The organism is Verrucomicrobiia bacterium (assembly GCA_019694135.1).
Classification (GTDB): Bacteria; Verrucomicrobiota; Verrucomicrobiia; order JADLBR01; family JAIBCM01; genus JAIBCM01.
In genome coordinates this window covers 196,201-210,623 of the sequence record JAIBCM010000003.1, presented here as the reverse complement: position 1 = coordinate 210,623, position 14,423 = coordinate 196,201, and the positions used below count along the sequence as shown (strand labels likewise).

Annotated in this window: 14 protein-coding genes; 7 read left to right on the top strand and 7 right to left on the bottom strand. The window is 41.4% G+C overall.

Features of this window, described 5'->3' with window-relative positions; genetic code table 11:
• Window positions 1–54: 54 nt before the first annotated feature.
• Window positions 55–990, top strand: a complete 936-nt coding sequence (locus tag K1X66_05570) for a class I mannose-6-phosphate isomerase (GenBank protein MBX7157835.1) — start codon at window positions 55–57, stop codon at window positions 988–990.
• Here the strand turns inward: K1X66_05570 and K1X66_05565 are convergent.
• The 6 genes from K1X66_05565 to leuC form a co-directional block, all read right to left on the bottom strand.
• Window positions 987–2,081: a LuxR C-terminal-related transcriptional regulator gene (locus tag K1X66_05565; protein MBX7157834.1), complete on the bottom strand. Its 1,095-nt coding sequence runs from the start codon at window positions 2,079–2,081 to the stop codon at window positions 987–989. The two genes, K1X66_05570 and K1X66_05565, sit on opposite strands and share 4 nt — an antisense overlap.
• Window positions 2,082–2,143: 62 nt before the next feature.
• Entirely contained in the window at window positions 2,144–3,109 is a 966-nt protein-coding gene (locus tag K1X66_05560; GenBank protein ID MBX7157833.1) for a class I SAM-dependent methyltransferase, read from the bottom strand.
• Window positions 3,106–4,068 carry a fatty acid desaturase gene (locus K1X66_05555; protein MBX7157832.1) on the bottom strand — a complete coding sequence of 321 codons (963 nt, stop codon included), beginning with the start codon at window positions 4,066–4,068 and terminating at the stop codon, window positions 3,106–3,108. Before K1X66_05555 ends, K1X66_05560 begins: the two co-directional genes overlap by 4 nt.
• A gap of 90 nt (window positions 4,069–4,158) precedes the next feature.
• Window positions 4,159–4,794, bottom strand: a complete 636-nt coding sequence (locus K1X66_05550; protein MBX7157831.1) for a DUF4410 domain-containing protein — start codon at window positions 4,792–4,794, stop codon at window positions 4,159–4,161.
• An 80-nt stretch (window positions 4,795–4,874) separates the two neighbouring features.
• Window positions 4,875–5,480 carry a 3-isopropylmalate dehydratase small subunit gene (gene leuD / locus K1X66_05545; GenBank protein ID MBX7157830.1) on the bottom strand — a complete coding sequence of 202 codons (606 nt, stop codon included), beginning with the start codon at window positions 5,478–5,480 and terminating at the stop codon, window positions 4,875–4,877.
• A 5-nt stretch (window positions 5,481–5,485) separates the two neighbouring features.
• Window positions 5,486–6,901, bottom strand: coding sequence for a 3-isopropylmalate dehydratase large subunit (gene leuC / locus K1X66_05540; protein MBX7157829.1), 1,416 nt, complete (start codon window positions 6,899–6,901; stop codon window positions 5,486–5,488).
• Between the two features lie 207 nt (window positions 6,902–7,108).
• On the opposite strand from leuC, the gene K1X66_05535 reads away from it, so the two are divergent.
• Window positions 7,109–9,121, top strand: a complete 2,013-nt coding sequence (locus tag K1X66_05535) for a hypothetical protein (protein ID MBX7157828.1) — start codon at window positions 7,109–7,111, stop codon at window positions 9,119–9,121.
• Between the two features lie 4 nt (window positions 9,122–9,125).
• Here the strand turns inward: K1X66_05535 and K1X66_05530 are convergent, their stop codons facing one another.
• Window positions 9,126–10,376 (bottom strand): hypothetical protein, encoded by a 1,251-nt coding sequence (locus K1X66_05530; GenBank protein MBX7157827.1) that lies wholly within the window; start codon window positions 10,374–10,376, stop codon window positions 9,126–9,128.
• A 118-nt stretch (window positions 10,377–10,494) separates the two neighbouring features.
• Here K1X66_05530 and leuB point away from each other — a divergent pair, with 118 nt between their 5' ends.
• Genes leuB through K1X66_05505 form a run of 5 tightly spaced genes read left to right on the top strand, consistent with a single transcriptional unit; the run spans window position 10,495 to window position 14,419 of the window.
• Window positions 10,495–11,586: a 3-isopropylmalate dehydrogenase gene (gene leuB / locus K1X66_05525; protein MBX7157826.1), complete on the top strand. Its 1,092-nt coding sequence runs from the start codon at window positions 10,495–10,497 to the stop codon at window positions 11,584–11,586.
• Window positions 11,583–12,545: a tryptophan--tRNA ligase gene (trpS, locus tag K1X66_05520; protein ID MBX7157825.1), complete on the top strand. Its 963-nt coding sequence runs from the start codon at window positions 11,583–11,585 to the stop codon at window positions 12,543–12,545. The genes leuB and trpS overlap by 4 nt, the downstream gene beginning before the upstream one ends.
• Window positions 12,539–13,282 (top strand): segregation/condensation protein A, encoded by a 744-nt coding sequence (locus K1X66_05515; protein MBX7157824.1) that lies wholly within the window; start codon window positions 12,539–12,541, stop codon window positions 13,280–13,282. The genes trpS and K1X66_05515 overlap by 7 nt, the downstream gene beginning before the upstream one ends.
• The gene (gene scpB / locus K1X66_05510; GenBank protein MBX7157823.1) at window positions 13,279–13,986 is read left to right on the top strand and encodes an SMC-Scp complex subunit ScpB; all 708 of its coding nucleotides are present in this window, start codon (window positions 13,279–13,281) and stop codon (window positions 13,984–13,986) included. Before K1X66_05515 ends, scpB begins: the two co-directional genes overlap by 4 nt.
• Window positions 13,970–14,419, top strand: a complete 450-nt coding sequence (locus tag K1X66_05505) for a chorismate mutase (protein MBX7157822.1) — start codon at window positions 13,970–13,972, stop codon at window positions 14,417–14,419. The genes scpB and K1X66_05505 overlap by 17 nt, the downstream gene beginning before the upstream one ends.
• Window positions 14,420–14,423: the final 4 nt, after the last annotated feature.

The following is a 14,423-nucleotide window of genomic DNA, read 5'->3' as shown; positions in this document are numbered from 1 at the left end:
ATGAATTATGAAAATTAACTTTTTAATTCATAATTCATAATTCTAACTTGAGCCATGTCTCTTATCCGTTTCCAACCGATTTATTTGGAAAGGGTGTGGGGCGGTAGAAAAATTGAGACTTTATATGGTCGACCCTTACCGCCTGCTCTTGTTATTGGGGAATCTTGGGAGTTAGTGGACCGTAAAGAAGCGCAAAGTGTGGTCACAAGTGCTCCTTATCAAGGGAAAACATTGCATGAACTTTGGATCCATGAACGAGAAAAAATTTTTGGAACTCAAGCTCCTGATGTTGATCGATTTCCTCTTTTAATTAAAATTTTAGATGCCCAAGATAAACTTTCTTTGCAAGTGCATCCTCCGGCGCAAATCGCGAAAGAATTGAATAGTGAATCGAAAACGGAAGCTTGGTATTTTGTGGAAGCACAGCCCAATGCTGAAATTTTTTTAGGAGTCAAAGAGGGTGTGACTGAGTCTTCACTTACTCAAGCAATTAGGAATCATACTGTGATTGATCAATTGAATCGGTATCATCCACAACCTGGCGAAGTGGCATTTATCCCAGCCGGTTGTTTGCATGCGATTGGAGGAGGAAATTTGATTGTTGAAGTGCAACAAAATGCCGATACGACTTATCGGTTGCATGATTGGGATCGGGTTGATGCTCAGAGAAAATTGCGATCGTTACACTCTAATGAAGCGCTAAAATCCATTATTTGGCGAGGAAAAGAAATGTCGCCACATGCTTTGCTTGAAAAAAATCCATTGATCACACCCTTTTTTTCTTTGAAACAACAAAAATTCGCTACGCCATTTTTATGGAAAAATGATCCGAGCACTTTTCAATTGATTTTTGTGGTTGAAGGAAGAGCGCGATGGGGGAATGAAATTTTGCAAAAAGGCGAATTTGTTTTGGTGCCTGCAATGGACGCTTCGGACGAAATTTTTCCGGAAGAGCCTACCACTTTTCTTATCACTCAATGGGGCTTTTAGGCTGGTGGCAGTCCTAAAACTTCAATGACTTTAATGGTGGCGGCAGAACGATTTTCCACTCCTAATTTTGATAAAATGCGTTCGACATGTTTTTTAATCGTGGCGGGATTCGCGTTGAGGATCATCGCAACTTCTGGATTGGTTTTGCCTTGAGCAAGCCAATAAAGCACTTCTGCCTCGCGAGGGCTAAGGCCGAGGCTTTGAAGTTGTTGATGAGGCACAGCGAAACTTTTTTCTTTTAACAAAAGCACGAAATCTTTTTCCACGAGATTTTTGGCAAATTGAATTTCTAATCGTTTTTCGTTTTGATCGATTTCGTAAGAAGTTAAAGTCGCTAAAGAATGGGAGTCGGCCCATTTTTCTTTTTGAGCGGAAAACCAATGTTTAATAGGTTCAGGCAATTTTTGAGGAGAATTGGAATATTCTGGGAAATAGTAGGTCAACGAAGTTTGAGCTTGTTGTGTTGCATAATGAATGGTGCCATCTGGAGCAACTAATAAAGCGCCTTGGTCCAAGGATTCTAACAAGCGAAGAGGTTGTTTGCTGATTTCTAATCGGTTTTCAATTTTTTCTGCATTGAGGCAAGCTTGAACGATATGAGGAGCTAATAATTGAAGAAGGGCACGATCTTTTTCAGTAAAGCTTCGGTTTTCGCGACTCAAAACCAAAGTAGAAACGACGGTTGGCGGAGCGGGTAGAGTGACCACCATGGCATCTTCCAAACCCAAAGGCTTATAATATTCGTGATAAAGACCCGTTTCATGAAATTCGCGTTGAGAAAGATAATCGGAAATTTTCATGACTTGGCCAGGTGCTTTGCCATAAGATCTTCGAATGATAGGAGCTTCCTTCATATGTTCTTCGAAGGCTGGTTGCAATTTTTCAATTTTAGCGCCTTTGCTTTGGTCAACTAACTCGTAAGTGCTTTGAGTTTTGGGTTCGGTAGCAGCGTAATAAGTTAAGCTCGAAGAAATTAATTTGGGTAAGGTCGTGATCAAATGACTACGCAATGATTCCCACTCCGTGTGCGAGTAAATATCGCGCGCGCATTCCAACACCTTTTGATAGACTTGCTGAGGGGGCGAAGTCATAATACTATATGATAAGCCGAAGGCAGACTAGAATCAATGAGTTAAAGCTAAAGGGTTATTTCTTATTTTTTTTGTGCAAAGATAAATTGATTAGACGAAGCGAAGCCTAATTTAATCAAAAATAAGTCTATTAAATAAAAGAAACCGGAAATTGGAAGATTTTTGAGATAGAAAAATTCCCAAAAGGATTTTCCACGTTTGATGCTGTTTAAACCAAGCCAATTTCTAAAACTGATAATCCAAAAGGCTAGAGAAGGTGTGAATCCTTTAAGATAAACGCTATAACCGGTTTCTTCCAAAAGTTTAACTAAAGAGGGTTGAGTGAATAAGTGAAAATGACGCGGAATATGATAGCCTCCCCAGTATTTTTTTTTGAATAAATGATAATCTAATCCACCGCGATTGGGAGTATCAATAATTAACAGACCGTTAGGCGAAAGTTTTCGATATAAACCTAATAATGCCGATCGAGGATCGCGAAGATGTTCAATAAGCTGGCGCATGACAATCAGGTCATGGCCTTCATCACGCAATGCACTTAGATCACTTTCCACATTTCCCACTACCATTTTAACTTGAGAGCTTTTTGCAGTTTTTAATGCAGCTTCATCAAATTGTAAATCCAGACAAATCGTTTCAATGTCTGATCCAAAAACTTCTTTTACTTTTACCAGTCGCATTAAATTACCACCTCCAATATCGACAACGGAACGAACAAGAATGGTCTGGGTTAATTTTTTTAAATGTTTTGCATCTTGGAGCAATTTTTGTTCGACGACCTTTCCATCTAAATAAATGGGCGATTTCGAATTTACGGTGTAATAAGTGGATGGATAAAGTGAAGCAATTTCATGAAGTTCAGGGAGGGGGTGAAGATAAACATGTCCACAGTGAGCACATTGCACCAAATCCCATGTTCGAAGTTGACAATAATATTCTAAATCTTCGCTGCGAACGGTTAATCTCCAATGTAGATCGCCACAAATTAAACAATTGCCATTGGAACCCGTTAAAAGAGGCTCGTTCATTTATAGGCCCACAACATTTTGAACAAGATAGTAAGATAAGAGCCTCGAACGCGACGATGATAATTAGGTTGATACTCTTCCAACAATTGAGTGAGTTCTTTTAAACGGTAAAACGGGACGGTAAGTTGAGAGTGATGACCTTGATGATAACTAAAACCATAGGGAGCAAACAAATAGCGTTCAATAGCATTAGTATCGATATCAATGGTGTCTTGTTGTGCCTCTGCCAAATTTTCAATCGGAGGACCAGGAAAAAAGTAATTATATCCATGTTCCAAAAAAGTGCGCGCTCGATCCATTTGTAAGGCTACGACAAAAATAGGAGTTAACCACCAAATCAAATAGCTCCATCCATTTAAATACCAAATAAAGAAAGCCAAAGTTGTGCCTTGGATAATAACAATGGGAAAGAGTTGTAAAAAAATTTGTTTGCTTGAAGGAAGTTCTTTACCAACTTCGGCATGAGTCCCCTCTAAATTACCATCACCCAAAAATTTTCGACGTAACTTAGTTAAGATGTCAACATAATTGCCTGTGATTAGTAAGCAAAGTCTGTTCCAGCCTGGTTTTGCTTTCAACAAAGGACGGTAAATATAGCCATCGATATCGTCTTGAATGGATTGAGGCGCTTTATGATGTTCCAAATGTGCTTTACGATAATTGAAAAGAGAAATGCCCACAAAGGAGGCACAAATCAATCCAACCAGTTCATTAAGCCAAACCGGATAAAATAAGTTTTTATGCACTGCTTCATGTGAAGCGAGAACTAATCGATATTGCATAAAGCCTATTGTAAAAAATACAGCAACACCCGTCCACCAACTCCAATAGGTTTTTAAAACCCATAAAGCTAATCCGATAAAGAAAAAGGTAGAGAGAACACCGCAGATAGAAGGTAGATTTGTTTTGCTTTTTCGTAGTTGTGTGACTTTATTACGAAGTTCGATCTGATTTTTCATTGATTGATTCCTAAGAAATTACTTACTCTTACCAACCAAAATAAAATTGTTATCAAGGCTTGTCAAATGTTAGCACTTAGACGTTTAAAATTAATCGAAATTATGACAGTAAGTTACGAGATAGTTTCGAATTTCTCGTGCAGTTCGCCAGGCATCTTCGCTAATGCCGTGAACAACGTTCCAGGTGCCTGCTACAACTAAACCCAACGTAATCCAGTCAGGAGGGCCAGCACCCAGAACAGCGCCGGGTTCGGCATTGCTACCACCAGTGGTTTTAAAAATAAGAAATGGAATAGTAGTGGATTGGGAAAGATCATAAACTTGTACGCAAGTTTCCATTTTGGTTGCGCCTAAACCGCATCCAATAATGCCCCGCAACGCTCGACTGCCTTGATTTACTCTAATAAATTGACCACGAATTAACCATCCGGTTTGCGGCAATTGACCAGAAACGGCTCGAGCAGGAGCAAGCTCAGTAAGGCGTTTAATAAGTTTATCTTGAAGCATGCAAGCTGTATCTTTTTTAAATGTAGCCAGCTCTGCGCCTTCCCGGTCGACATTGAACTGAGCATCTTTTGTGGAAAAAGGTTCCACATAAATTTGATCCGGTTTTTGCGTGGGAAGGGTAATGATGTTTTTTGGTTGTTTAGGCTCTTTGACACTGACCGAAGCACAACCGGTTAATAAAAGCAGGGCAGTCCAAGGGAGAATTGATTTTGGGAGCATATAATTAATTATATAAAACAAATTACTTAAAAAGCTAGTGGAATTATAGTATGACCTGCTTGGCAGTTTGACAATTTTACTTAAGCAGTAGCAAGATAGGGCAATTTTTCTGCCACGGTATCGACTTGTTCTGAGGCTTCTAATAATTCACCAATAGCATCCCAGCGACCATTGATTAAAGCATCACGAGCGCTTTCGCGAAGAGAGCAGGGAAAGGTTTTGCTTTCGATGTGAAGTTTTTGATTTACTAAATCGATAGTTAATTCAGCACTAGGATTTTTTTCAACAATGTCGCGAATAGCTTGAATGTCTTGACGATTTGCTGACACGCAAGGCATGCCCAGAGTGGTGGAGTTGCCAAAGAAGATTTCGGCAAAACCCTCAGCAAGCACGGCGCGGATACCGTAGCGATAAAGCGCTTGAGGCGCATGCTCGCGAGAGCTGCCGCAGCCAAAATTATTACCACTAAGTAAAATAGTTGCTTGTTTAAATTTTGGATCATTTAAAGGATGAGGTTTAGGTTTTTGATTTTCATCAAAACGCACATCGTAAAAAAGAAATTCACCTAATCCATCAAATGTCACACATTTCATGAAGCGCGCGGGAATAATACGATCCGTGTCGATATCGTCTCCGGGAACTGAAATACAAGTGCCAACAACTGAAGTGATTTTTTTGAGTGCCATAACCTTTAATGCTTTCCATTTTTAAAAATTTCTCGGGCATCAGAAACTTGTCCTGTTACAGCGGCAGCGGCGACCATGACGGGACTCATCAAAATCGTGCGTCCTGTAGGGCTGCCTTGACGACCTTTAAAGTTACGATTGCTGGAGCTAGCGCAGAGTTGGTCGCCGATTAATTTATCAGGATTCATGGCCAAACACATCGAGCACCCTGCTTCGCGCCATTCAAAACCTGCTTCAGAAAAAATTTTATCAATGCCCTTTTGTTTGCATTGTTCCGCGACAATTTGAGAGCCTGGAACGGCGATGGCTTTGATACCAGAAGCTACATGGCGGCCTTTAAGATACTTGGAAACCTCCACAAAATCTCCCAGTCGCGCATTGGTGCAACTTCCGATAAAGGCGACATCAATTTTTTTGCCTTTAATCGGTTCACCGCCTTGAAATTTCATATGTTCTAATGCTTCGGCTATAGAAGCTTTTTCAGTTTCATCGCTTTTTTCAACTGAGGGAATGGTTTCATTGATAAAAATGGCTTGCCCAGGATTGATGCCCCACGTAACAGTCGGTTCAATTTCTTCGGCTTTAAAATTAACCACGTCATCGTATTTGGCATCGGAATCCGAAGCAAAGGATTTCCAACGTTCTACCGCCACGTCCCAAGCTTTGCCTTTCGGACTGTGAGGGCGATCCTTTAAATAATCAAAAGTGGTTTGATCAGGATTCACATAACCGACCCGTGCACCGCCTTCGATTGACATGTTGCAGACGGTCATACGTTCTTCCATGGTAAAGTTGTCAAAAATAGAGCCACCATATTCATAGGCATAACCTGTACCGCCATTGACGCCCAGTTTGCGAATGATGTGGAGGATGACATCCTTTGCATAAACGCCGGGCGCTAATTTGCCGTTTACATTAATACGGCGAACTTTTAACGGTCCGATTGCCATGGTTTGCGTAGCGAGCACGTCACGCACTTGGCTTGTGCCAATGCCGAACGCGATCGCACCAAATGCGCCGTGAGTGGAAGTGTGCGAATCACCGCAAGCAATGGTAGTGCCGGGTTGTGTGATGCCCTGTTCCGGACCGACGATGTGGACAATGCCTTGTTTGCCCGTACTGCGATCAAAAAAAGTGACACCAAATTCTTTACAATTTTTGCGAAGTTCTTTGATCATAGCATCGGCTAAAGAATCGCTAAAAGGCTCAGCGACTTGATCTGTTGGCACGATATGGTCAACCGTGGCAAAGGTGCGATGGGAATAACGGACTTTTAGCCCCATTTCACGAATCATCGCAAAAGCTTGTGGGCTAGTGACTTCGTGAATTAAATGGGTACCAATAAAGAGCTGCGTTTGCCCATTTTGTAGTTTCCGAACCGCATGGGCATCCCAAACTTTTTGGAATAATGTCTTACTCATAAATCTATTTCTCTACTTGCAAAATAGAGGAAAACCTAACTTTGTGCAAAGGTTTTTGTGGTTTGTAAGGACCTAAAGATAATCAAAATTAAATGCCTTTGTAAGATTAATCCATGAAATTTTCTATTTTTCCATTTGTCAAATGATTTAATTTTAAAAATTTTAGACAAATTTACCTTTTGAGTTTGATCTGGATTATATTGACAGGTGACACTAAAGAAACTCCCGATCTTAGGTGTTTTGCTAACAGGATTCCCTGTCTTAGGTTTAAGTCTTAGATTCGCGAATTTTCAACCTGCGAGTTTGGTGATTGGTCAATCTAACTTTGTCGAAGTGGATTTGGAGCGCAGTCAGACTGTGATGGATTCGGCTTCGGTGGTTGCGGTGAGTGCTTTGGGGCAACTAGCAATAGGCTCTCTCGAAGGGGGTAGAGTTTGTTTGTGGAATCAGGTGCCGACAAATAATGGAGTACCTGCAGATATTGTTTTGGGGAAAGAGGGATTTACTTCGGCGGAAAGTGGAACCAGTGCTTCACTTTTCGGTGAAGAGATTAAGGGTGTGGCATTTACGCCGAATGGTCAAAAGTTGTTGGTTTCGGATTCTTCAAATAATCGTGTTTTGATTTGGAATTCGATTCCTACTAATCATTTTCAGCCGGCTGATGTGGTGATTGGGCAGATGAATTTTTTCTCTTTTGAAGGGGGTGTTTCAGCAACGAAGCTAAGAATGCCTGCGGGATTGTTGATCACCCCCAATGGGAAATTGTTAATCGCCGATAGTTTGAATCATCGGGTTTTAATTTTTAATTCCGTTCCTGAATCCAACGGAGCCGCGGCGGACGGGGTAATGGGCCAGGTCGATCTTATGTCCGCCGTGGCTGGTAGTGGGGCAAATCAAATGGATCAACCTTTGGGGTTGGCGATGTCGCCAGAAGGCAAGTTGGTGGTGAGTGAGGAGCAGGGCAATCGGGCGCTTGTTTTTAATGAAGTGCCTACGTTTAATGGGATGAATGCGGATGTGGTGATTGGACAAAGTGGTTTTGGAGTGAAGCATTCCGATATTACACAAAATCGGTTTGGGATGATGCAAGGTGTGGCGATTTCTTCAGAAGGTGAGTTGGCGATTGGAGATGCCGAAGGTCGAGTTTTGATTTATGAATCGGTGCCGGTGATTAATAGTGCACGAGCCAAGGTTGTGTTAGGACAAACTAATTTTACGAGTTCAGGATTGGGCGATATTAATGCTTCGGCTTTGAGCGTGCCATGGGGATTGGCGTATGATGCTGCAGGCAGACTTTTTGTGGCAGATCCGGATTTATCGCGAGTGACTGTTTTTGAGAAATTACCGGAAGAGACGGTATTTGAAAGAGATCGCTCTGATTTTAATGGAGATGGATTGCGAGATATTTTAATACAAACAAAAACGGGAACCGGGTCTGAGATTCATATTATTTTGATGAGTAATGACACGGAAGTTTTGGAAGATAAATTAATTGCTACATTAACGGATCCTAGAACGCAAGTAGTAGGAGCCGGTTTTTATAATGATGACGCGTTTTTGGATGTGTTATTGCAAAGTGGAAGGACGGTAGGTTATTTGCCGATGAGCAATATGGTGGCGAAGTCCTTTATTTTACTAGGAGTGCTGCCGAAAAATAGTGGAAAAATCCGAGCGAGTGGCGATTTTGATTTCGATGGGTTTTCTGATGTTTTTTTACAAAAAGGTTCTAAAGTTCAATTATTTCATGGGAAAAATTTCACGCCTTTAACTGATTTAGTGCGGATGCGTCCCGGTTTTAAAGTTGTTGGAGTAGGAGATGTGGATGCCGATGGGTTGATTGATTTTTTGGTTCAAAAGAAGAAAAATTTAGGTCTGGCTTTTTTTGAAGAAAATTTAGGAAACGACGATGAAGAAGATGACTTCGCAGATGATCTAGATGATGAAGAGGATAATGGAGTCGATGATGTGGGCATTGATGAATTTAGTGTGAAAGCAGCTGCTAAAAAAATTGATAAGGAGTTGAAAGTTTCAATTGTTCCATTTCGTAAGTTGAATCAAGGATTGGGAAAAGTGGTAGCGGTGGATGATGCGGTAGCTGGGGGAGTCAATTTTATTTTTCAGAAAAAAGGCGAGGTGTTTTTATTGAAAGCAGATGAAGAACCTATGCCTTTATCTCTTCCTGGAGTCGGTGTGACTCAAAAAATTGTAGGGCCGCATTAAATGATTAAGGACATGTTATTCGTGGAATTGAAGAGATGACTTGCGAAGGTTGAGGGGCTAATAAAGAAGAATGAGACATGTTGGTTTGATCTCGATAATGAGTAAATGCCGCTTCAAAATCTGGTACTTTGTGGTTCATAAGATTATTAGTATCCCGTGCATGAATAGGATCAAAAAATCGATGTCTTTTGACGCTTTGGTTATCGAGATATAAATGACCGATTTCGTGTGCGAGGATGGGTCTTTGATGAGAGCTGAGATCAGCCAATAGAATAGCATTTCGTGCTTCCCAAATATTGAAATTATGGCTTTCTGTGGGAGTTAGGGCGGTTCCACTAGCGTTTTTGCCGTATAAATAGTTTTCGCTGCCCCAAAATACAACTCTAATTTCCTGATCATTAGTATAGGAAGATTGCTTGTTAATTTCTTCATTTACCCAAACGGCAGTTAGATCGACCTGTTCACGATTAGCAAATTTTTTTCCGGGCGGAGTGGAAACGGGAGGTTGCTTATCTAAAATGACAGTGGGTGCAATAATTAACTTAATGCCTTGAGAGGCATAAATGGCTTGGGTGATCTCCATTTGTCGATCGATTTCTGCCTGAGTTGCGGTAGGTTCTCCGTTTTCTTTTCTAAAAACAACGGGTTGAATTCTCGATTGATTTTTTATTGGAACAGAGGCGTTAGCAGTAGTTATTTTACCTGTTTTTTCATTTTGATAAGAAACAGAAATTTGGCTGCCTAGTTCTCCTAAATATGACTGATCATTGGGCGAATTATCAAGATGATTTTTGGTCAAGCGCTGGTCGTGATTGGGAGTGGAAAATAACACTTTATAATTAGAAACAAAAACACCGGGTTTCACTTCATATAAAGTTACTTTGTTTGTCTCGCTGTTTTTGCTGTTAGAATTGGTAGGATTATAAGTTTGGAGATCGACTTGGATTTCGCCCTTGCCAACAAGGTCAGGGTTTTTGTATTGAATATAAAAACCGGAGTGAGCATTGAAAGTATTAATATCAAGGTTCGGATTATTGAGTTCTTTTTGGGAAATACGACCATCACGATTTTTATCGAAAATGGGAAATGGATTGGTGATGTTAATTTGATCGATGGGGTCATGATTAACATCAAGAAATTGAAGTGTTGATCCCGACTGATCTGAACAAAAGGCTCCGGCGAGCAGTGCATCTAGTTTTGCTTTCGATTCTGCTTCTGAAACTTGAGAGCTTTCGCCGTATTTTGCCATAGCCATAACCTTTTTAAGGAATAAACGTTAAGAATTGCATTTCGTCAAATGGGAGATTGTAAATAATTTGTAATAAATTTTCTCACTGGCGCTTTATAGAAAAGACGCTAGTCAATAAATGCTTATGGCTATCAAAATGAAATTAGCGGTTTTGGCTGGTGATGGCATTGGTCCGGAGGTTATGACGGAAGCGGTTCGGGTTTTGCGCGCGATTGAGAAAAAGTTTAAATTTTCGTTCGAACTTAATGAAGCGGATGTGGGTGGTATAGCAATTGATCGGCATGGCACGGCTTTGCCGGAGGAAACCGTTAAGCTTTGTCGTGAATCGGATGCGATTCTTTTTGGCTCTGTAGGTGGTCCGAAATGGGAATCGTTGCCGCCTGCTCAACAGCCCGAACGCGCGGCTCTATTGCCCTTGCGAAAACTTTTTGGGCTTTATGCTAATTTGCGACCTGCGATTTGTTACCCCGCTTTAGTGCATGCCTCGCCCGTAAAAACGGAGTTGATTCCGAATGGATTTGATATTTTGGTCGTGCGGGAGTTAACGGGTGGACTTTATTTTGGAAAACCTAAGGAAACCACAAAAACAGAAAAGGGCGAACGTGCTATTGACACGATGATTTATGAAACGCACGAAATTGAGCGTGTGACCCATATCGCTTTCCAAGCCGCGCAAAAACGCCGTAAAAAAGTTACTTTGGTTGATAAAGCCAACGTTTTGGAATGCAGCCAACTTTGGCGACGTGTGGTGAAAGAGATTGCACCTCAATATCCCGATATAGCACTGGATTTTGTTTATGTCGATAATGCGGCAATGCAGGTGGTGAAAAATCCTGAGCAATATGATGTCATGCTTTGCGAAAATATGTTTGGAGATATCATTAGCGATGAAGTGGCAGCAGTAACTGGTTCTTTAGGAATGTTGCCGAGTGCTTCTTTGGCAGAAGGCACATTTGGTTTGTATGAACCCAGTGGAGGAACGGCGCCGGACATTGCGGGGAAAGGGATTGCAAATCCCATCGCACAAATTTTATCAGCGGCTTTGTTGCTCCGTTTTTCCGGACGACAAGAAGAAGCTGCGCGAGCGATTGAAACCGCAGTAAAACAAGTGATTGAAAAAGGTTTGCGAACAGCCGATATTTATAGCTCTGGCGCGCAAAAAGTTTCGACCCGAGAAATGGGTGAGGCAATAGTAAAATCAATAGAATCATTGTGAGAATTTTATCTGGAATTCAGCCTTCGGGGCGTTTGCATTTGGGTAATTATTTTGGCATGATGCGGCCTGCTATTGAACTGCAGAATCAAGGGGAAGCGTTTTATTTTATTGCGAATTATCACGCGTTAACCACGGTGTTTGAGGCCAAAGCGCTGAAGAACCAGACATTTGAAGTTGCACTGGATTTTTTGGCTGCGGGATTGGATCCGGAAAAAGCAGTGTTATTTCGTCAAAGCGATGTGCCGGAGGTCACTGAGTTGGCTTGGATTTTATCCACACTCACACCGATGGGGTTATTGGAGCGCTGCCATTCTTATAAAGATAAATTGGCGCGTGGCATTCAACCGAGCCATGGTCTTTTTGCTTATCCAGTTTTGATGGCGGCGGATATTTTAATTTATGATTCGGATGTGGTTCCCGTAGGCAAAGATCAAAAACAACATGTCGAGGTTGCTCGCGATATTGCGATTAAATTTAATGAGCGGTTTGGTGTCACGTTTAAATTGCCAGAGCCCAGAATCCAATCTGAAGTGGCCACGGTGTTGGGAGTGGATGGCCAAAAAATGTCAAAATCTTATAACAACGGTATTTTTCTTTCTGATGAAGAAAAAATTTTCCGAAAAAAGGTGATGGGTATTAAAACTGATTCCACGCCCATGGAGCAACCTAAACCCATTGAAGATTCTATTATTTTACAACTTTATGCTTTAGTTGCTTCTCAAACTGAGATTGATACCATGAAAGAATCGTTTCAAAAAGGTGGGGTGGGCTATGGCGAATATAAAAAGCAATTATTCGAAGCATTATGGAATTCGCTAGCGTCTTATCGAGAAAAACGAACAGATCTATTAACCGATCCTCAAAAAGTGGAAAAAATTTTGCAAGAGGGTGCTGAAAAAGCGCGTCACGTCGCTCAACCTATGCTAAGAAAAATTCGAAAAGCTGTTGGATTATGTTGAGTTTAGAACAAAAAGAGTTATGGCAAGTGAAATTGCCAGTTTTTGAAGGGCCGTTGGATCTGCTTTTGTATCTCATTAAACGCGATGAGCTCGATATTTACGATATTCCGATTGAAAAAATTACGCGTGAATATTTGGAGTATCTTCGTGCTATGGAAGGCATGAATCTGGAGATCGCTGGCGAATATTTGGTGATGGCCGCTACACTGCTTTATATTAAAAGTCGTATGCTTTTGCCAGTAGACCAACAGTTACCGGAGGAGGAGGTAGAAGAGGAGGATCCGCGTTGGGAGTTGGTGCGTCAGTTGGTTGAATACAAGAAATTTAAAGAAGCGGCCGAACAATTAGGCGATTTGGGTGCAGTTCGAGAAATGATGTTTGCACGCGGTGATTCGGAATCTTTCACGGATTCTGATGTTTCACCCATGCGCTTAGGCGAGGTGACCGCTTTTGATTTATTAACCGCTTTGCAGCGGGTGCTGGATCGTATTGCGCAACGAGAAAGAACCGAGTTTATTGAGGCGGATCGTTTTACGGTTGCAGAAAAAATTGAGCTTATTACTCAGCAGCTTCGGATGCGAGAAAACATTTTATTTAGCGAATTATTTCAAGAAACTATGTCACGCCCTGAAGTGGTGGTAACTTTCTTGGCAATTTTGGAATTGGCAAAAATCAAACAATTGCAATTGCAGCAAAGCGAAGTGTTTGGTGAAATTATCTTAAGTCGTGTGTTATGATATTATCCTCTTTAATTGAAGCCTTGTTATTTGCCGCAACCGAACCTCTATCGGTTCGAGATATCGTTAAACTTTTGAAAGAAACCGCTCAATTGGAAGGAGCTGAAACGGCTAAAGCGTTTAGCGGGATTAAAGAAAATGAAATAATCGAGATTTTACAAAAATTGCAGCAAGACTTGCAGCAATCAGAGCGGGGATTTCTGTTGGAAGAGGTGGCGGAGGGTTACCGTTTTATTTCTAAGCCGGAATATGGGCTTTGGTTGCGCCAATTGCGCGCGCCGAATGTTGGAACGCGTTTGAGTTTGGCCGCTTTGGAAACTTTGGCAATTATTGCTTATCGCCAACCGATTTCTCGCGCTGAAGTAGAAGGGGTTCGTGGTGTAGCATGCGATGCGATGTTAGCCAAATTGATGGAGCGCGGCTTGATTGCAATTGCTGGCAAAGCTGAAACGCCAGGGCGACCTTTAATTTACCAGACAACACCTTTCTTCTTAGAATTTTTTGGCTTTCGCGATATCGCAGAATTGCCTAATGCCGCGGAATTAGGACGAGTGTTAATGGAAAAAGTGAAGCAAGAAATTCCTGAAGAAAATGCGGAAGAATCGAAAGAAGAAAATATAGAAACAAAATCTCAAGATGAATCTGAAACAGTTGAGGCAACAGATCGACAAGATCGATCAAAACCTCTTGAAGTTACTCAATAAACGGCTTCAATTGGCGCGCGCCATCGGTCAGGCGAAACGGAAAATGGGACAATCCATTTTTGATCCTCACCGAGAAAAAATTTTATTGCAGCAATTGCTGAAAAAAAAATCTGCTCATTTTCCGGAAAAGTCGTTGCTGGCTATTTATCGCGAAATTTTGTCCTCTTGCCGTTCGATTCAAAAACCGTTGGCAATAGGTTTATTGGCGCAGGAAGAGAAAAATGCTTATCCCGTAGCGCGCGAATTTTTTGGGGGCTCTTGTCGCTATGAAATTTTTACTTCATCCCAAGCTATAGAAAACGCCTTGAATCGGGGGAAGTGCGATTTTTGGGTTAGCCAAAAAGATAAAAAACGTGGTCTACAAATGGTTTTAAAGCTAAAAAGCCGTGAAAACAAAAAAAAGGAGCTTTTTGTTCTGGAGCGGGCGTGCTAAGGAG

Excerpts from the sequence above, each read along its gene's own strand:
- K1X66_05570 (MBX7157835.1), top strand. The coding sequence starts at position 55 with ATGTCTCTTATCCGTTTCCAACCGATTTATTTGGAAAGGGTGTGGGGC.
- K1X66_05565 (MBX7157834.1), bottom strand. The coding sequence starts at position 2,081 with ATGACTTCGCCCCCTCAGCAAGTCTATCAAAAGGTGTTGGAATGCGCG.
- K1X66_05560 (MBX7157833.1), bottom strand. The coding sequence starts at position 3,109 with ATGAACGAGCCTCTTTTAACGGGTTCCAATGGCAATTGTTTAATTTGT.
- K1X66_05555 (MBX7157832.1), bottom strand. The coding sequence starts at position 4,068 with ATGAAAAATCAGATCGAACTTCGTAATAAAGTCACACAACTACGAAAA.
- K1X66_05550 (MBX7157831.1), bottom strand. The coding sequence starts at position 4,794 with ATGCTCCCAAAATCAATTCTCCCTTGGACTGCCCTGCTTTTATTAACC.
- leuD (MBX7157830.1), bottom strand. The coding sequence starts at position 5,480 with ATGGCACTCAAAAAAATCACTTCAGTTGTTGGCACTTGTATTTCAGTT.
- leuC (MBX7157829.1), bottom strand. The coding sequence starts at position 6,901 with ATGAGTAAGACATTATTCCAAAAAGTTTGGGATGCCCATGCGGTTCGG.
- K1X66_05530 (MBX7157827.1), bottom strand. The coding sequence starts at position 10,376 with ATGGCTATGGCAAAATACGGCGAAAGCTCTCAAGTTTCAGAAGCAGAA.
- leuB (MBX7157826.1), top strand. The coding sequence starts at position 10,495 with ATGGCTATCAAAATGAAATTAGCGGTTTTGGCTGGTGATGGCATTGGT.
- K1X66_05515 (MBX7157824.1), top strand. The coding sequence starts at position 12,539 with ATGTTGAGTTTAGAACAAAAAGAGTTATGGCAAGTGAAATTGCCAGTT.
- scpB (MBX7157823.1), top strand. The coding sequence starts at position 13,279 with ATGATATTATCCTCTTTAATTGAAGCCTTGTTATTTGCCGCAACCGAA.